Genomic DNA, 16,579 nt, shown 5'->3' with positions numbered 1-16,579 from the left:
GCCGGGGCGGTTCATCGCGAGGGATGACGATGGCGACGATTCTGGTGATTGGTGCGGAGCGGGTGCCGGGCGATCGGCTCCGCGCGACCCTCGGCCGAGAGGGGCATGACGTCATCGTCGCGACGAGCGGCCGCGACGGGCTGGAGCGGTTCCGGCAGCACCGGCCACACGTCACGCTGTTGGACCGGCACTTGCCGGACCTCGACGGGATCGAGGTGCTCAAGGCGATCCGCGCACGCGAGCCGCAGGCCGCCGTGATCCTGCTGACGGGCGGAGGGACCGAGACGCCGGAGGATCAGGCGCGGGCGCTCGGCGTGACGGATTGCTTGAGCACAGGGCTGTCCGTGGAAGGCCTGGCCGGGGCCGTGGCGCGGGTCCTGCCGCGGCCGGCGGCCCCCGGTCCGCCCCTCCAGCGGGGCGCCACGGAGAGCGTGGCCGACGCTCCGCGCCCGACCTCCCTCCTCGTCGTGGATGACGAAGCCATGATCCGCACCTTGCTCGCGCAGTTCTTGACCCGGCGGGGCTACCGGGTCCGCACGGCGGCGAACGGGCCCGAGGCGCTGGCCCTGGTAGAGCAGGAGCTCCCGCAGGTGATCGTCTTGGACATGCACATGCCCGGCATGAACGGGCTGGCGGTGCTGCAGGCGCTCCGCGCTCGGCAGTACCGGCTCGGGGTCATCGCGTTGACCGCCAGCCCAGACGACCGACTCCTCAAGGCGGTCTTGGACCTGGGGGCCGTGGAGGTCATGGGGAAGCCGGTGAAGCTGGACCGGCTGGCGCTGGCCATCGAGGCGGGGGTGGCGCTCTCCGCCCGGTGAAGCTCGACGAGGCTCCGACGCCGTGAGGGCTGGACCCGCCTCCGGCAAGCGGCCGGCGGGAGCGGGGCGGCGAGGGCCGGCGCCGCCCGGTGGGTCGCGCCGGCCCTCGCTGGCTCGGTTTCCTTACGTCCCCATCTCCCAGGAAGCCAGGTACTTCGCCTGCTCCTTCGTCAGCTTGTCGATCCGCACGCCCATGCCGGCCAGCTTCAGCCGCGCGATCTCCTTGTCGATCGCCGGCGGCACGGGGTAGACCTTCTTCTCGAGCTTCTTGTAGTGCTTGACGAGGTACTCCGCGCCCAGCGCCTGGTTGGCGAAGCTCATGTCCATCACGCTCGAGGGGTGGCCTTCCGCCAGCGCCAGGTTCACCAGCCGCCCCTCGCCCAGCAGGCAGACGCGGTTGCCGTTGCGCAGCGTGAACTCCTCGACGCCCGGCCGGACCGTGCGCCGCTTCCGGCTCAGCTTCTCCAGCGCCGGGATGTCCAGCTCCACGTTGAAGTGGCCGGAGTTCGACACGATCGCGCCGTCCTTCATCGCGGCGAAGTGCTCCCCGCGGATGACCTTCAGGTTGCCGGTCACCGTCACGAAGAAGTCGCCCACCGGCGCCGCCTCCTCCATGGGCATCACGCGGAAGCCGTCCATCACGGCCTCGATCGCCTTGACCGGGTCCACCTCGGTGACGATCACGTCGGCGCCGAGCCCCTTCGCCCGCATGGCGACCCCGCGGCCACACCAGCCGTACCCGGCCACGACGACGGTCGAGCCGCAGACCAGCCGGTTCGTGCCGCGGATGATGCCGTCCAGCGTGGACTGGCCCGTGCCGTAGCGGTTGTCGAAGAGGTGCTTGGTGTCGGCGTCGTTCACGGAGATGACCGGGAACTTGAGCACGCCGCGGTCGGCCATGCTCCGCAGCCGGATCACGCCGGTCGTCGTCTCCTCGGTGCCGCCGATGACGTGCTTGAGCAGGTCCTTGCGCTTCGAGTGGATCGTGGAGACCACGTCCGCGCCGTCGTCCATCGTGACCTGCGGCTGGTGCGCGATCGCCTGCTCGATGTGGCGGTAGTAGGTCTTGTTGTCCTCGCCCTTGACGGCGAAGACGGCGATGCCGTCGTGCTGGACGAGCGAGGCGGCCACGTCGTCCTGGGTGCTCAGGGGGTTGGACGCGCAGAGCCGCACCTCGGCGCCGCCGGCCTGGAGCGTCTTCATCAGGTTGGCCGTCTCGGTCGTGACGTGCAGGCAGGCGGTCACGCGGACGCCGGCCAGCGGCCGCTCCTTCTTGAAGCGCTTCTTGATCAGGCGCAGCACCGGCATGCTCATCTCGGCCCATTCGATCTTGAGCTTGCCCTGGCCGGCCAGGGCGATGTCTTTCACGTCGTAGTCCACGCGTGCCTCCGGGGATCGGTGATCGGTGGTGGCGGTTGCTGTTCAGGAACAGGGGGGGCGGACCGCCGGCCCGTCCCCCCTGTCGGTGATCGGAGATCGGCCGGTTACTTGCCGGCGTCCTTGCGCAGGACCTTCGCCTTGTCGGTCCGCTCCCAGGTGAACTCCGGCTCGGAGCGGCCGAAGTGGCCGTAGGCCGCGGTCTTCTTGTAGATGGGGCGGCGCAGCTTCAGGTGCTCGATGATCCCGCGCGGGGTCATCGGGAAGTGCTTCCGCACGAGCTTGTCGAGGATGTCGACGTTGACCTTCTCGGTGTTCTTGGTGTCCACGAGGATGGAGACGGGGTCCGGCACGCCGATCGCGTAGGCGAGCTGGACCTCGCACTTGTCGCAGAGGCCGGCCGCGACGAGGTTCTTGGCGATGTAGCGGGCCATGTAGGAGGCGGAGCGGTCCACCTTGCTCGGGTCCTTGCCGGAGAAGGCGCCGCCGCCGTGGCTGCCGTGGCCGCCGTAGGTGTCCACGATGATCTTGCGTCCGGTCAGCCCGGTGTCGCCCATCGGGCCGCCCGTGACGAACCGGCCCGTGGGGTTGATGTAGTACTTCGTGCTCACCGGGTCGAAGATATCCTTGGGCATGACCGGCTTGATGACCTGCTCGATGATGTCCCGCTCGATCTTCTTGCTGGTGACGTCCGGGCTGTGCTGGGAGGAGACGACGATCGTGTCGATCCGGACCGGCTTGCCGTTGCGGTACTCCACCGTCACCTGGGACTTGCCGTCCGGGCGCACCCAGGGCAGGATCCCCTTCTTGCGGACCTCGGCCAGCCGGCGGGTGAGCCGGTGGGCGAGCACGATGGGCATGGGCATGAGCTCGGCGGTCTCGTTCGTGGCGTAGCCGAACATGAGGCCCTGGTCGCCGGCGCCGCCGGTGTCCACGCCCATGGCGATGTCGCCGGACTGCTGGTGGATGGAGGTCAACACCGAGCAGGTGTGGTAGTCGAAGCCCCAGGAGGCGTCCGTGTAGCCGACGTCCTTGATGACGTCCCGGATGATGTCGGGAATCTCGACGTAGGCCTTGGTGGAGATCTCGCCGGCGACGAACGCGATGCCCGTCGTGAGGATGGTCTCGCAGGCCACGCGGCAGTGCTTGTCCTGCGCGATGATGGCGTCCAGGATGCCGTCCGAGATCTGGTCGGCGATCTTGTCCGGATGCCCCTCGGTGACGGACTCGGAGGTAAAGAGGTAGTTGTTTCGCATGAGGCTCCTCTTGAGTTAACCGGCCAGCCCGTTGTGGGGGAAGGAAGTCTGTCCTCTGCCGGTCCGGCGACCCGGGATCACGCGTTGGACGATGGTGGAGGCGGCGGGCCGGCCGCTGGTTGCGTGTCGGCCGTACCTTTTAACCCAGAAGCCCCGGTTTGTCAACGACAAATCCGCGGCATCCCCGGCGGACCGGCCGTCGGGCCGGCTTGACACTCTTCGCGCCCGGTCTGTAAGATACGCCCCATCCGCTACAGCCGACGCCGGTCCCCCGCCCGAGCCTGGGGCCCGGAGGGAAGGCGTGTGGGACTCCAGGTCGGTCTCCGAGGAATTTCAGCGAGTTAAAGAAATTCCCTAGAGGCGACCCCTAGGCTCAAGGCGCCGCGCCCCGGGTCCATCCTAAGGAGCAATCAGAGGCCTATGAACGGAAAGCCGCCGGTGCTGGCGGAGGGTGGGACGGCGCGCCGTCCGGCGCCCGGCCTCGGGTGGGCCGAGGTGTCGGCCGAGCTGGTCGAGTTCTTCGCCTCGATCAAGCTGGCCATGTTCCTGTTCCTCTTCCTGGCCATGACCGCCACGATCGGGACCGTGATCCAGCAGGGGGAGCGCCCCGAGGTCTACGTCAAGGAGTACGGCGAGGAGGCGTACCGCTGGTTCGTCCGCCTCGGCTTCATCGACGTTTATCATACCTGGTGGTTCACGAGCCTGCTGGCCCTCCTCTGCGTCAACTCCCTGACCTGCTTCCACAAGCGGTTTCCGGCGATCTGGCGCTCCATGAAGCAGGACCAGGTGAACGTCGCCCTCCCGTTCATCAAGAACCTCAAGCAGACCGCCGAGGTGCCGGTCGCCGCGCCCAAGGACCGGGTGGCCGAGGGGATCGTGCAGGCCCTCGCCGAGCGGGGGTATCGGGTGCTGGCCCGGAACGACCCGCAGGAGGCGACGCTCTACGCGACGAAGGGGATCATGGGGCGCGTCGGCGCCCACATGGCGCACCTCAGCGCGACGGTGATCGTGCTGGGCGGCCTCATCGGGAGCTTCTGGGGGTTCCAGGAGTTCGGGGTCTGCCTCGAGGGCCAGACCTACCACATCCCGAAGGGCAACTTCGACCTGCGCGTCGACAAGTTCTGGATCGACTACCACGAGAACGGCGCGGTCAAGTCCTACAACAGCACGCTGACGGTGCTCGATCAGGGCAAGGAAGCCGTGACGAAGACCATCACCGTGAACGACCCGCTGGTCTACAAGGGCATCTGGTTCTACCAGTCGAGCTACGGGGACGCCTGGGACCGGGTCGAGGTCGCGCGCCTCAACGTCAAGGACAAGGCGACGGACAAGGTCCTGGCCACGGTGGACCTGGACTGGCAGAAGGAGACGGCCGTGGACGGCCTGCCGCTCAAGCTGACACTGACGGACTTCGTGGCCGACTTCAGCTTCAACTCGGCCGAGAAGAAGGTCTTCTCCAAGTCGGTCCAACACGACAACCCGGCGGTCCGCCTGGCCATCCTGGAGCGCGACTCGCTCAACGCGACGCCCTGGGTCTTCTACCATTACCCGGACCTCTTCGAGATCCAGGGCTCGCGGTACAAGTTCGAGCTCGTGGGCTACCAGCCGAAGAAGTTCACGGGGCTCCAGATCACCAAGGACCCCGGCGTGAACATCGTCTGGATCGGCTCCACGATGATCGTGGTCGGCATCACCCTGTCCTCCTTCATCTACCACCGGCGGCTCTGGGCCAAGGTGATCCCCGCGGAGGGCGGCGTGGTGGTGCACATCGGCGGCAACACGCACAAGAGCCAGATCGATTTTCAGAAGGAGTTTCGCAAGCTCACGGAGCGGATCAAGACGTTGCAGGCATGAGTGGACCGCCGTCGGTTTTCAGCGGTCGGTCCGACCGCCTGAGAGCTGACGGCGTTGAGCTCGTGGCTCGGGAGGCCGCATATGCTGAAGTCGCTGTTCCTCTTCGACCTGACCTTCTGGCTGTACCTGGCGGCGCTGGCCCTCTATGTCACCTATGTCTTCCTCCGCAAGCCGGCGATGCAGCTCGCGCCGGCCGGCTATCCCGTCTCGGGCGCGGGCGGCGACACGGGCTGGGCCGCGCAGATCGGCCAGGTGGCCACGATCGTGACCTTCTTCGGCTGGATCGTGAACAGCCTCGCGCTCGGCACGCGGGCCTACGAGCGCATGCAGCTCTCCGGCACCTTCGCGCCCTGGTCCAACCAGTTCGAGGCCATGGCCTACGTCGCCTGGGCGATCATCCTGGGGTACATGCTGCTGGAGTTCCGGTACCGCATCAAGACGATCGGCGCGTTCGTGGTCGGCATCGGCTTCATCGCCATGGGGGCGGCCTCGCTGTTGCCGTACCGCTACCAGACGGCGGAGCCGCTGGTGCCGGCGCTGAACAGCTACTGGATCTACATCCACGTCTCCGTCACGCTGACCAGCTACGCCGCCTTCGCGCTGGCGGGCGGGCTGGGCCTGATGTACCTGGTCAAGGAGCGCGGCGAGCTGCGGGGGAGCCGCTCCCGCGTGCTGGCGGCGTTCCCGGACCTGGAGACCATCGACGAGCTGGGGTACAAGGCGATCATGGTCGGCTTCCCGCTGCTGGCCTTCGGCATCATCCTGGGCGCCATGTGGGCGAACTATGCCTGGGGCGGCTACTGGAGCTGGGATCCCAAGGAGACCTGGTCGCTGATCGTCTGGCTGATCTACGGCGCCTACATCCACGCCCGCATGACGCGGGGCTGGGAAGGCCGCCGCGCCGCGGTGTTCGCGGTGGTGGGGTTCCTGATGGTCGTGTTCTGTTTCTGGGGCGTCAACTTCCTGCTCTCCGGGCTGCACGCGTACGCCTAACGGGCGGTGAGTCGTCGGAGCCGAGTCGTTATGGCCGACGAGATCGTCACAAGCGCCGAGCCGACTCAAGAGAGCGAGCCGCCGCGGGCGAGCAAGGCGGTGATCGCCGCCGCGTCCCTGCTGATCGTGGGGCTCGCCTTCCTGGTCGTCTGGACCCAGAGCGCCAAGTACGAGCCGTTGACGGTGGGCAAGGTCGCGCCGGACTTCGAGCTGCCGGACCTCGACGAGAAGCCGGTCCGGCTCTCCGACTATCGCGGCAAGGTGGTGTTCCTGAACTTCTGGGCCACCTGGTGCAAGCCCTGCAAGGAAGAGATGCCCTCCATGGAGGTGCTGTACAAGACCTTCGAGAAGGACGGGCTCGTCATCCTGGCCGTCAGCATCGACCGCGTCACGACCAAGAAAGACATTCCCCCCTTCGTGAGGGCCCTGGGCCTCTCCTTCCCCGTGTTGGTGGACTCGTGGGGCCAGACCGACAAGCGCTATAAGTTGATGGGCGTCCCGGAGACCTACATCATCGGCCGGGACGGCGTCCTGCGGGAGAAGGTCATCGGGCCGCGGGACTGGACCCTGTTGAGCAACCTCGAGGTGCTCAGGCAACTGCTCAAGGCCGACGGCGGCGCCGCCCCGGCCACCGCCCTGTAACCTCCGGCCATGACCACCGGACGCCGGCTCTGCGCCTCTGTCCTCTGCCTGCCGGTCCTGGTCTGTTCCTGGCCTTGGGGGGAGGGGGCCGCGGCGGTCGCGCACGCGGCGGAATCGGTCCAGCGGCCCGCCCTTCCCACCGTCGGCGCGCCGGCCCCGCCGTTCCAACTCTGGGACCTCGACGGCAAGGCCGTGTCCCTCGCCGCCTACAGGGGGAAGGTCGTCCTCATTAACTTTTGGGCCACCTGGTGCGGCCCCTGTCGCGTGGAGATGCCGGGCATGGAGCTGCTGTACCGCCAGCTCAAGGGGAAGGGGTTCGAGATCCTGGCCGTATCCACCGATCGGCAGGGGGCGGCCGTCACGAGACCCTTCCGAGAGGCGCTCGGCCTGACCTTCCCGATCCTGCACGATTCCGACTTCCGGGTCGGGCAGTCCTACGGCGTCGTGAGCCTGCCGATGAGCTTCATCGTGGACCGGAAGGGCGTGGTCACCCATCGAATCCCCGGCGCGCGCAACTGGCAGGCCCCGGGGACCGCCGAATCCATCCAGAAACTGCTGCAGACCCGCTGACCATGACGGACTCCATCGGTCAGATCTCGCTCTTCGCGGCCTTCATGGCCGGGCTGCTCTCCTTCGTGTCGCCCTGCGTGCTGCCGCTCGTCCCCTCCTACATCTCCTACATCACCGGGCTCTCGGTGGAGCAACTGGCCGACGCCTCCGAGCGGCAGCGGAGCCGCAAGACCATCGTCGCCAACGCGCTGATCTTCATCGCCGGGTTCTCCTGCGTCTTCATCGCCTTCGGCGCCTCCGCTAGCCTGATCGGCCAGATGCTCATCGCCTACCAGGAGTACCTGCGCAAGCTCGGCGGTCTCCTGATCATCGTGTTCGGGCTCTACCTGCTGGGGATTTTGAACCTCGGGTTTCTCAAGACGGAAAAACGCTTCCAGTTCCGCAGCCGGCCAGCCGGCTACGCCGGCTCCTTCCTGATCGGGGTGGCCTTCGCCGCCGGGTGGACCCCCTGCGTCGGCCCGGTGCTGGGGACCATTCTCCTCTACGCCAGCACGACCGAGGCCCTGACGGACGGGGTGACGTTGCTCGCCAGTTATTCGCTGGGGCTGGGTCTGCCGCTCTTCGCCGCGGCCGTCGGCGTGGACCGCTTTCTCGCCTACTTCAAGCAGGTTCGCGCCTATCTGTGGGGGGTGTCGGCCGTGAGCGGGGCCCTGCTGATCGTGGTCGGCGTGATGATCTACGCCAACTCCCTCACCATGATCACCAGTTTCCTCGAGCGCTACGGCATCGGCTGGTACGTGGGCCAGTGACTCCCCGGCTTCCGGCGGCTCGGCTCCCGCCGCCAGGGCCTTCCCCTAGGTCAATTCTTGCTTCCTTCGCGTCCCTGATTCTGGTAGCGTAGCCGCCGATGACGCGATCAGCGACCGTCACCATCGCGGGAGCGGGCCCGGCCGGCCTCACGGCGGCCATCAACCTCGCCAACTCCGGCTTCCGGGTCGTGGTCCACGAGCAGCGCGAAGACGTCGGGATGCGGTTTCACGACGACTTCCAGGGGCTGGAGAACTGGAGCCGCGACGACGACGTGCTCGATTCCCTGCGGGAGATGGGGGTCAAGCCGGACTTCTACTGCCGCCCCTTCCATTCCGGCACGATCTACGGTCCCACCTCCGAGGCCAGGATCAAATCGCCCAACCCCCTGTTCTACCTCGTGCGCCGGGGGCGGAACCGGGACTCCCTCGACGACTCGCTCAAGCAGCAGGCCTTGAACGCCGGCGTCCGGATCAAGTTCAACAGCGCCGTGGATCACCGCGAGGCCGACATCGTGGCGACGGGCCCGCGGCGTCCTTGGGCCGTGGCCGTCGGGTTGTTGTTCGAGACGAACCTTCCGGACACCGCGGCGGTCCTCCTGAACAACGCGCTGGCGCCGAAGGGGTATTCGTACCTGCTGGTCGCGGACGGACGGGCCACGCTCGCCACCACGCTCTTCGAGCGGTTTGCGCTCGGCAAGGAATGTCTGGCGCGGACGCTCCAGCGGTTCCAGGAGCTCCTCGGGCTGGAGGTCCGGAACGCGCGGACCTTCGGCGGCTATGCAGAGTTCAACCTGCCGAAGTCGGCCACGCGGGACGGACGGCGGTACACGGGGGAAGCGGCGGGGTTCCAGGACGGCCTGTTCGGCTTCGGCATCCGCTACGCGATGACGTCGGGCTATCTCGCCGCCCGCAGCATCATCGAGAGCGCGGACTACAACCAGCTCTGGCGGACGCGGTTCGGCCACCAGCTCCGGACCTCGGTCGTCAACCGCTTCTGGTACGAGCTGTTCGGCCACACGGGCTACGACCTGCTGGTGCGACGGAGCGGCGGCAGCGATAATCCCGGCCGATTTTGGACCAGGGTCTACAACATGTCCTTCTGCCGGATGATGCTCTATCCCGTCGCCCTGCTCGTGTCGCGGCTGCGCGGCCGATCCTCACGGCCCTGACCATCCACACAGCGTTCCCCGGGCCCCGCGCGAGGCAGTCGCGCGGCGGATGAGCCTGTTTCGGCGGACAGGAAGATCAGCAGCGGACGCCGATGCGGCAGACGGCTCCGGAGGCTCCGGACGCCGCGTCGGCCGAGGCGCCGCTGGTCGAGTGGCCGTCGGCGGAGTGCCCGTTGACGGCGGAGCCGTTGAGGGAGACACCGTTCGGGGAGGCGCCGGCGGGCAGCGGGGAGGCGCCGGCGGGCAGCGGGGAGGCGCCGACGGGCAGCGGGGAGGCGCCGACGGGCAGCGGGGAGGCGCCGACGGGCAGATTGACCGGTGTGACCACCGGCATGACCGCCGGTGCGGGGGCGGCCTGGCCGTTGGCGCCGCCGGAAGGGGCGCCGGCCGGGACGACGGCTGGGGGCTCGGGATCGCTGCAGCGGACGCCCAGGCGGCAGAGGGTGACCCCGGAGCCCGCGGCCGCGCCGGACGAAGCGCCGTTGGCCGGATGGCCGTTGACGGACGATCCGTTGGCCGGGGTCCCGTTGGCCAGGCTGACCGGGACGACGGCCGGCGTGACCGGCGTGGGGGCGGCCTGGCCGTTGGCGCCGCCGGAAGGGGCGCCGGCCGGGACGACGGCCGGGGGCTCGGGATCGCTGCAGCGGACGCCCAGGCGGCAGAGGGTGACCGGGACACCGGCGGGTGCGGATGAGCCGTCGGCCTCGACGGCGGCCAGGCCGGCCACCTGCGGGCCGGCGGCTTCGTGGTGGCGGCGTTCCGCGACCGGGGGGGGCGGCGCGTTGGAGAGCTTCGCGAGCAGGCGCTGCGCCTCCGCCTGGTGCTTGTTGTTGGGATACCGCTCGGCCAGCGCGACCAGCTTTTCCTTGGCCCAATCGTAAGCCCGCAGCTCGTGGTAGACCAGGGCCAGATGGTAGAGGGCGTCGGAGGCGACGTTCATCTCGGGATACGTGGTGACGACGTACTCGAACCGGTGCGCCGCCGCCAGCCAGGCCTCCTGCCGCTGGTAGAATTCCCCCACCATGAAGGAAATCTGCGCGAGGAGATCGTGGCCGTCCCGGATCCGCTGCGTCGCGTCGTGCTCGTAGCGGCTGCCCGGATAGGCCTTGAGCAATTTCTCGTAATGCTCGATCGCCTTGTAGATCGGCTCGGGGTCCCGGTCGATGGTCTTGAACATCTTGAAGTGGCTCTCGGCGAGCTTGTACTGCGCGTAGGGCGCCAGCGTGTGCACGCGGTGGAGGTCCAGGAAGTGCTGGTATTCGATGATGGCCTCGGCGTACTCCTCCTTGTCGAAGAAGGCCTCCGCCCGCTTCATGATCACGTTGGCGTCGTAGTTCTTCTCGATCGTGTCGCCGATGAAGATCTGCTCGTCGGTGCCGCGCACCGCCGCGTTGGGGTCTGCGGGTTTGTGCTTGTTGCAGGCGGCGAGGGCTCCGCCCAGCAGCGCCAGGCAGGCGACCACGCACGTTGATCTACCGAGGTAGGACACCATCCGAGGGTTCCACCTGAGGCGGTCGAGCGCTCGAAAACGCCACACGCTAGCAAAGTACCCCGGGAAAAGCAATCCGGATTGACGAGGGGGAGGGGGCGACCTATAATCCCGCCGGAACGTCGACGTACTGACGCCCTCACCTCCGCGTCACATCCGTTGGCCATGCGTCGGCGCGCTCGTCCGCCGACGAGCGCGTGTTCAGGAAGCCCGGAGCATCGTGGGACTGAGCAGGATCGTCGGGACCGGCTCCTATGCGCCGGCCAGGGCCGTGGGCAACGCCGAGGTCGGGGGGCCGCTCGGCCTGGACGATCGGGCCGTTCGGCGGTTGACGGGCATCGCGGCCAGGCGATGGGCGGCCGACGGGGAGGCGGCGTCGGACTTGGCCGCGGCGGCCGCGCGCCGGGCGCTGGAGGCGGCGGGAATCGGGCCGTCGGCGGTCGACGCGGTGCTGGTGTCCACCACCTCGCCGGACACGACGTTTCCTTCGACGGCCTGCCATCTGCTCCGACACCTGGGCGTGGAGGGGGCCGCGGCCTTCGACCTGGCCGCGTCCTGCTCGGGCTTCCTCTACGGCCTGTCCATGGCGGACGCGCTGATTCGGAGCGGCCAGGCGCGGCGCTGCCTGGTCGTGGCGGCCGAGGTCAAGTCACGCTACCTCGACCCGGAGGACGCGGCGACGGCGGTGCTCTTCGGGGACGGGGCCGGGGCCGCCGTGCTCGTCCAGGACGGGGGGGACGGCCCGGACGCGCGCGGCCTCCTCGGCCTGCGCCTGTACGCGGACGGCTCGCGGCACGGCCTGATCCGGGTGCCGGCCGGCGGGTCGCGGCGGCCGGCGAGCGCCGAGACCCTCCGCGCGCGGGAGCATACCCTCCGGATGGAGGGGCGGCCCCTGTTCCGGGTCGCGGTGAGCCGCCTGACCGTCGCGGTGTCCGAGCTGCTCAAGGAGTTCGGCGTCGGGGTGGAGCAGGTGGCGCAGGCGGTGTTTCACCAGGCCAACCGCCGTCTGCTCGATGCGGTCTGCCGGCGGCTGGCGCTCCCGGCCGACCGGGTCTCTTCGGTCATCGAACGATTCGGCAACACCTCGTCGGCGTCGCTCCCGATCGCGTTGGACGAGGCGGTCCGCGGGGGCCGGATCGCGGCGGGGGACGTCGTCCTGCTCGGGGCCTTCGGCGGGGGGCTGACCTGGGCGACGGGGCTCCTGCGTTGGTAGGCGGGGCCGGGCGACAGGGGGAAAGGGCACGCGATGTTCAATCTGATTCCACGCGAGGTCGCCTTCTTCGAGCTCTTCCGCAAGGCCGCGTACAACATGATCGAGGGCAGCCGGTTGCTCAAGGACATGATGGAGGAGTTCAAGGACCCGGTCGAGCAGGCGCGCCTCATCAAGGACGTCGAGCACGTCGGCGACGGCATCACCCACGACATCGCCCGGCGGCTCAACCAGACCTTCATCACGCCCATCGACCGCGAGGACATCCACGCCCTGGCGAGCGCCCTGGACGACGTGCTCGACCTGGTCGAAGCCGTGGCGGACCGGTTCGTCGTGTTCCGGATCACGGAACCCTCCGAGACCGCCATCAAGCTGGCGAACATCCTCTACCAGGCCGCCGGCGCCGTCGGGGCGGGCATCGACCGGCTGGGCCAGCCGCACGCCGACCTCAACGAGTGCTGCATCCGGGTGAACAGCCTGGAGAACGAGGCCGACCGGATCACGCGGGACGCGATCTCCCGCCTGTTCGAGGAGGAAAAGGACCCGATCGCCGTCATCAAGTGGAAGGAGATCTACGAGAATTTCGAGGAAGGCACCGACCGGTGCGAGGACGTCGCCAACATCCTCGAACGCATCGCGTTGAAGCACATCTGACGAAGACGTGAAACGCGGAACGTTGCGCGTGAGACGTCGATTTTCCCCCGGCACGTTCCGCGCCGGTCGTTCCACCGACACGCCTCACGCCTGACCCCTCACCCCTCACGGAGACCATGCTAGACCTGAGCGGAATGCTCCTGCTCGTCGTCGTGCTCGCCCTCCTGTTCGACTTTTCGAACGGCTGGCACGACAGCGCGAACGCCATCGCCACCGTGGTCTCGACGCGGGTGCTGAGCCCGGTGGTCGCCGTGATCATGGCCGGGATCCTCAACATCGCCGGCGCGTTCATGTCCACGGCGGTGGCGAAGATGGTCGGCGCCGGCATCGTGGACCCGGCGACGGTCACCCAGGCCGTCGTCGCCTCGGCCCTCGCCGGCGCGATCGCGTGGAACCTGATCACGCTCATTCTCGGCCTGCCGACCAGCTCCTCCCACGCGTTGATCGGCGGCCTGGTCGGCGCGGGGGTGGCGCACGGCGGGATGGCGGTGGTGAAGCTCGCGGGCCTGCGGTCGGTCCTGGAGGCGATGGTCCTCTCGCCCTTCTTCGGGTTCCTGATCGGCCTGCTGGTCATGGTCGGGATCAGTTGGCTGTTCTTCCGCACGTCGCGGATGTTCGCGACGCGGCTGTTCAGCCGGCTGCAGCTCGTCTCGGCCGGCTTCATGGCCTTCAGCCACGGGGCGAACGACGCGCAGAAGGCGATGGGGATCATCACGCTCGCGCTGCTCTCGGCGGGACAGATCGCGAGCCCGGAGGTCCCCACCTGGGTCATCGTGGCCTGCGCGCTGGCCATGGGGCTGGGGACGGCGGCGGGGGGCTGGCGGATCGTCCGGACGCTGGGGATGCGGATCCTGACGCTGGAGCCGGTGCACGGGTTCGCGGCCGAGACGAGCGCGGCGGCGGTCCTGCTGGCCACGGCGCACATCGGCCTGCCGGTGAGCACGACCCACACGATCACGACCTCCGTGATGGGGGTCGGGGTGGTCAAGCGGTTCTCCGCCGTGCGGTGGGGGGTGACGGCCCGGATCATCTCCGCCTGGATCTTCACCCTGCCGGGCTCGGCGGTGCTCGGGGCCCTGATCTACGGGGGCTTCGCCGTCGTCCTGCGCTAACCCGCCCCCTCGGGCTCGCCCGCGGCGGGGAGCCGCACGACGAAGCGGCTGCCGGCCGGCTCGTTGGCCTCCGCCCAGACGCGGCCGCCGTGCGCCTCGACGATGTGCCTGACGATGGCGAGGCCCAGGCCCGTGCCCCCCAGCTCCCGCGAGCGCGCCTTGTCCACGCGGTAGAACCGCTCGAACACCCGCGGCCGGTCCGTCTCCGGAATCCCGATCCCGCTGTCGCTCACCCGCAGCTCCACCCAGGCGCCCGGTTCACGATCCCCGCCGCCGGCCGTCCGGGCGTCCACGAGGATCGTCCCGTTGGGGGGGGTGTACTTCACGGCGTTGTCCAGCAGGTTGGTCAGGACCTGCGCCAGCCGGTCCTCGTCCCCGTGGACCGCCGGGAGGTCGGAGGGAATCGCGACGGTCAGCCGGTGCCCCTTCTTCTCCGCCATGGGCGTGATGAGGGCCACCGTGCGCTCCACCACGTCCCGCAGCCGGACGGGATCGCGCTTGAAGAGCACCAGCCCCGACTCGATCTGGGAGAGCTGGAGCAGGTCCTCCAGGATCAGGTTCAGCCGGTCGGTCTGCTTGAGAATGATCGCGAGGAACCGCGCCGCCGTCTCCGGGTCGTCCTTCGCGCCGTCGAGGAGCGCCTCGACGTAGCCCTTGATCGAGGTGAGCGGCGTGCGCAGCTCGTGGGAGACGTTGGCGACGAAGTCCTTGCGGACGGTCTCCAGCCGGCGCAGCGCGGTGACGTCGTGGAACACCAGGACGGCGAAGGGCTCGTGCTCGTCGCGGAAGCCCGCGACCGACGCCTGGACCCGGAGCGTGCGGCCGCTGGGCGCGAGCGCGATCTCGCCGCTCTGGTGGCGCTGCGTCTCGAGGACCCGGGCCACCAGCTCGTTCAGCTCGGCGTGACGGATGACCTCCTGGTGGGGGCGCCCCTTGGCGTCCGAGCCCCGGAGCCCGAACATGCGCTCGAGCGCGGGGTTGACCTGCAGGACGCGCCCGCCGTAGTCGAGCACCATGATGCCCTCCACCATCGCGGTCAGCATGGCCAGGAGCTGGGAGCGGTCCTCCGACACCTCGCGGATCTTCGCCTCGAGCTGCTCGGCCATCCGGTTGAGCGTGGCGGCCAGCACGCCGACCTCGTCTCCGGCGTCGGCGCGGAGGCGGCGGCTCAGGTCGCCGGCGGCGAGATGGCGGGCGGCCTCGGCGATATCGGAGAGGGAGCGCGTGAGGCGCCGGGCCAGCAGGACGCTCACGGCGAGCGAGAGGGCGAAGGCCGCGCCGAGGGCGATGCCCAGCGCCTGGCGGAACTCGCTGATGCGCGCCTCCAGCGTGGTGAGCGGCACCGCCAGCCGCACGATGCCCAGGAGCCCGCCCCCCGGGCCGCGGACGGCCTGCGCGAGGTAGAACATCCGGCGGCCGGTCGTCTGGCTGAGGCGCAGATCGGTGCCCCGGCCGGTCGCGAGGGCCTCCTGCACCTCGGGGCGCCGCAGGTGGTTGTCCAGCCGCCCCAGGGCCTCGTCGGGCGTCCCGCTGTCGGCGAGGACGACGCCGTTCGGTCCGATGACCGTGACGCGGGCCAGCGCGGCCTCGCCCAGCGCGCGGGCCGCCTGCCGGAGGGACGGGACGTCGCCGGCCGGCTGCGCGAGGGCCGGCTGGATCGCATGGATGGCGAGCGCGGCCTGCGCGGAGAGCGCCTCGGTGAGGCGGGTCAATTCGAGGCGTTCGATGGAGCGGACGGCGAGCCCGCCGGCGATCGCCAGGCTCAGCGTGGAAGCGACCAGCGTGCCGAGGGCGACCTTCCGGCGGATCGAGAGGGTCATCATGCCGTGAGGCGCGGGGCGTGAAGCGTGAGGGGTGGCGCCAGACGCCCCCGCCGACGCCCGGCGCCCATCATGCGTCGCGTTCCTTCAGCTTGTACCCCAGGGATTTCACCGCGACGATGGCCTCGTTCAGGAGGGGCATCTTCTGCTTGAGCCGGCGGACGTGCACGTCCACCGTGCGGGTCGTGCCGTAGTAGTCGTAGCCCCAGACCGCGTTCATCAGCACCTCGCGGGTCAGCACCCGGCCGGGATGGCGCAGCAGGTGCTCCAGCAGGCCGAATTCCTTCGCCGTGAGCGGCACCTCCCGGCCGTCCACCCGCACCTCGTGGCGCGCGAGGTCCATCACGAGGGGGCCGTAGGCGTAGCGGGCCGGCTCGTCGCCCTTCCGTTCCAGCCGGCGGAACAGAGCCTTCACGCGGGCCATGAGCGCCTTGGGGCTGAAGGGCTTGGTCACGTAGTCGTCGGCGCCGAGCTCGAGGCCGACGATCGTATCGGCCTCCTCGGCCTTCGCGGTGAGCATGATGATCGGCAGCAGCGCGGTGGCGGGGTCGGCCCGGAGCCGCTTGCAGACCTCGATGCCGTCGAGGCCGGGAAGCATGAGGTCCAGGACGACGAGGTCCGGCCGCTCGGCCTTCACCTGCTTGAGCGCGTCCTGGCCCGTCACGGCCGTACAGACGCGGTAGCCCTCCTTCTCCAGGTACAGCCGGACGAGGTCCAGGATGTCCTGCTCGTCCTCGACGACGAGGATCTTCTTGGGGGCGGCCGCCATGGTCCCGCTCAGCGTAAAGGGGCGGCGCCGGACTGTCAAGCGAGCGTATTGAGTCATCTAAAATCTTACCGAGAGACAGATCGTTGCGTCATTTGTA

Annotated in this window: 15 protein-coding genes; 10 read left to right on the top strand and 5 right to left on the bottom strand. The window is 69.1% G+C overall.

Annotated features, from left to right (window positions below; translation table 11 throughout):
• Nucleotides 1-29 precede the first annotated feature (29 nt).
• Nucleotides 30-818, top strand: coding sequence for a response regulator (locus tag AC1U7O_RS04055; protein WP_479893294.1), 789 nt, complete (start codon nt 30-32; stop codon nt 816-818).
• A 123-nt stretch (nt 819-941) separates the two neighbouring features.
• Here the strand turns inward: AC1U7O_RS04055 and ahcY are convergent, their stop codons facing one another.
• The gene (gene ahcY / locus AC1U7O_RS04050) at nt 942-2,198 is read right to left on the bottom strand and encodes an adenosylhomocysteinase (protein ID WP_479893293.1); all 1,257 of its coding nucleotides are present in this window, start codon (nt 2,196-2,198) and stop codon (nt 942-944) included.
• 104 nt (nt 2,199-2,302) lie between these two features.
• Nucleotides 2,303-3,451: a methionine adenosyltransferase gene (gene metK, locus AC1U7O_RS04045; protein WP_479893292.1), complete on the bottom strand. Its 1,149-nt coding sequence runs from the start codon at nt 3,449-3,451 to the stop codon at nt 2,303-2,305.
• 420 nt (nt 3,452-3,871) lie between these two features.
• Between metK and resB the strand changes: the two genes are divergently transcribed.
• From resB to AC1U7O_RS04015, 6 genes are all read left to right on the top strand, one after another.
• Nucleotides 3,872-5,305 carry a cytochrome c biogenesis protein ResB gene (resB, locus tag AC1U7O_RS04040; protein ID WP_479893291.1) on the top strand — a complete coding sequence of 478 codons (1,434 nt, stop codon included), beginning with the start codon at nt 3,872-3,874 and terminating at the stop codon, nt 5,303-5,305.
• A gap of 81 nt (nt 5,306-5,386) precedes the next feature.
• Nucleotides 5,387-6,298 (top strand): c-type cytochrome biogenesis protein CcsB, encoded by a 912-nt coding sequence (ccsB, locus tag AC1U7O_RS04035; protein WP_479893290.1) that lies wholly within the window; start codon nt 5,387-5,389, stop codon nt 6,296-6,298.
• A gap of 30 nt (nt 6,299-6,328) precedes the next feature.
• Entirely contained in the window at nt 6,329-6,940 is a 612-nt protein-coding gene (locus AC1U7O_RS04030) for a TlpA disulfide reductase family protein (protein WP_479893289.1), read from the top strand.
• A 9-nt stretch (nt 6,941-6,949) separates the two neighbouring features.
• Nucleotides 6,950-7,510: a peroxiredoxin family protein gene (locus tag AC1U7O_RS04025; RefSeq protein ID WP_479893288.1), complete on the top strand. Its 561-nt coding sequence runs from the start codon at nt 6,950-6,952 to the stop codon at nt 7,508-7,510.
• A 2-nt stretch (nt 7,511-7,512) separates the two neighbouring features.
• Nucleotides 7,513-8,259: a cytochrome c biogenesis CcdA family protein gene (locus tag AC1U7O_RS04020; RefSeq protein WP_479893287.1), complete on the top strand. Its 747-nt coding sequence runs from the start codon at nt 7,513-7,515 to the stop codon at nt 8,257-8,259.
• A gap of 98 nt (nt 8,260-8,357) precedes the next feature.
• Nucleotides 8,358-9,428 (top strand): NAD(P)/FAD-dependent oxidoreductase, encoded by a 1,071-nt coding sequence (locus tag AC1U7O_RS04015; RefSeq protein ID WP_479893286.1) that lies wholly within the window; start codon nt 8,358-8,360, stop codon nt 9,426-9,428.
• Between the two features lie 76 nt (nt 9,429-9,504).
• Here the strand turns inward: AC1U7O_RS04015 and AC1U7O_RS04010 are convergent, their stop codons facing one another.
• On the bottom strand, nt 9,505-10,920 hold the full coding sequence (locus AC1U7O_RS04010) for an outer membrane protein assembly factor BamD (RefSeq protein ID WP_479893285.1): 1,416 nt from the start codon (nt 10,918-10,920) through the stop codon (nt 9,505-9,507).
• A 217-nt stretch (nt 10,921-11,137) separates the two neighbouring features.
• Between AC1U7O_RS04010 and AC1U7O_RS04005 the strand changes: the two genes are divergently transcribed.
• The 3 genes from AC1U7O_RS04005 to AC1U7O_RS03995 all read left to right on the top strand — a co-directional run bounded on the left by AC1U7O_RS04005 (nt 11,138) and on the right by AC1U7O_RS03995 (nt 13,893).
• Nucleotides 11,138-12,130, top strand: a complete 993-nt coding sequence (locus AC1U7O_RS04005; protein WP_479893284.1) for a 3-oxoacyl-ACP synthase III family protein — start codon at nt 11,138-11,140, stop codon at nt 12,128-12,130.
• Nucleotides 12,131-12,163: 33 nt separating this feature from the next.
• Nucleotides 12,164-12,781, top strand: a complete 618-nt coding sequence (locus tag AC1U7O_RS04000) for a DUF47 domain-containing protein (protein ID WP_479893283.1) — start codon at nt 12,164-12,166, stop codon at nt 12,779-12,781.
• Between the two features lie 116 nt (nt 12,782-12,897).
• Nucleotides 12,898-13,893 (top strand): inorganic phosphate transporter, encoded by a 996-nt coding sequence (locus tag AC1U7O_RS03995; RefSeq protein WP_479893282.1) that lies wholly within the window; start codon nt 12,898-12,900, stop codon nt 13,891-13,893.
• Here AC1U7O_RS03995 and pnpS read toward each other — a convergent pair.
• Nucleotides 13,890-15,716 carry a two-component system histidine kinase PnpS gene (pnpS, locus tag AC1U7O_RS03990; protein ID WP_479893281.1) on the bottom strand — a complete coding sequence of 609 codons (1,827 nt, stop codon included), beginning with the start codon at nt 15,714-15,716 and terminating at the stop codon, nt 13,890-13,892. The genes AC1U7O_RS03995 and pnpS overlap by 4 nt on opposite strands.
• Nucleotides 15,717-15,783: 67 nt before the next feature.
• A complete protein-coding gene (locus AC1U7O_RS03985) occupies nt 15,784-16,482 on the bottom strand; it encodes a response regulator transcription factor (protein ID WP_479893280.1) in 699 nt (232 codons plus the stop codon).
• Between the last annotated feature and the right edge of the window lie 97 nt (nt 16,483-16,579).

It is taken from the genome of Candidatus Nitrospira neuquenensis (assembly GCF_979578155.1).
This window is presented reverse-complemented; position numbering and strand designations above follow the sequence as displayed.

What these genes read in the sequence shown, in the direction of transcription:
- AC1U7O_RS04025 (WP_479893288.1), top strand. Translation starts at nt 6,950, where the DNA reads ATGACCACCGGACGCCGGCTCTGCGCCTCTGTCCTCTGCCTGCCGGTC.
- AC1U7O_RS03985 (WP_479893280.1), bottom strand. Translation starts at nt 16,482, where the DNA reads ATGGCGGCCGCCCCCAAGAAGATCCTCGTCGTCGAGGACGAGCAGGAC.
- AC1U7O_RS04055 (WP_479893294.1), top strand. Translation starts at nt 30, where the DNA reads ATGGCGACGATTCTGGTGATTGGTGCGGAGCGGGTGCCGGGCGATCGG.
- pnpS (WP_479893281.1), bottom strand. Translation starts at nt 15,716, where the DNA reads ATGATGACCCTCTCGATCCGCCGGAAGGTCGCCCTCGGCACGCTGGTC.
- resB (WP_479893291.1), top strand. Translation starts at nt 3,872, where the DNA reads ATGAACGGAAAGCCGCCGGTGCTGGCGGAGGGTGGGACGGCGCGCCGT.
- AC1U7O_RS03995 (WP_479893282.1), top strand. Translation starts at nt 12,898, where the DNA reads ATGCTAGACCTGAGCGGAATGCTCCTGCTCGTCGTCGTGCTCGCCCTC.
- AC1U7O_RS04020 (WP_479893287.1), top strand. Translation starts at nt 7,513, where the DNA reads ATGACGGACTCCATCGGTCAGATCTCGCTCTTCGCGGCCTTCATGGCC.
- metK (WP_479893292.1), bottom strand. Translation starts at nt 3,451, where the DNA reads ATGCGAAACAACTACCTCTTTACCTCCGAGTCCGTCACCGAGGGGCAT.
- AC1U7O_RS04015 (WP_479893286.1), top strand. Translation starts at nt 8,358, where the DNA reads ATGACGCGATCAGCGACCGTCACCATCGCGGGAGCGGGCCCGGCCGGC.
- AC1U7O_RS04030 (WP_479893289.1), top strand. Translation starts at nt 6,329, where the DNA reads ATGGCCGACGAGATCGTCACAAGCGCCGAGCCGACTCAAGAGAGCGAG.
- ccsB (WP_479893290.1), top strand. Translation starts at nt 5,387, where the DNA reads ATGCTGAAGTCGCTGTTCCTCTTCGACCTGACCTTCTGGCTGTACCTG.
- AC1U7O_RS04000 (WP_479893283.1), top strand. Translation starts at nt 12,164, where the DNA reads ATGTTCAATCTGATTCCACGCGAGGTCGCCTTCTTCGAGCTCTTCCGC.
- AC1U7O_RS04010 (WP_479893285.1), bottom strand. Translation starts at nt 10,920, where the DNA reads ATGGTGTCCTACCTCGGTAGATCAACGTGCGTGGTCGCCTGCCTGGCG.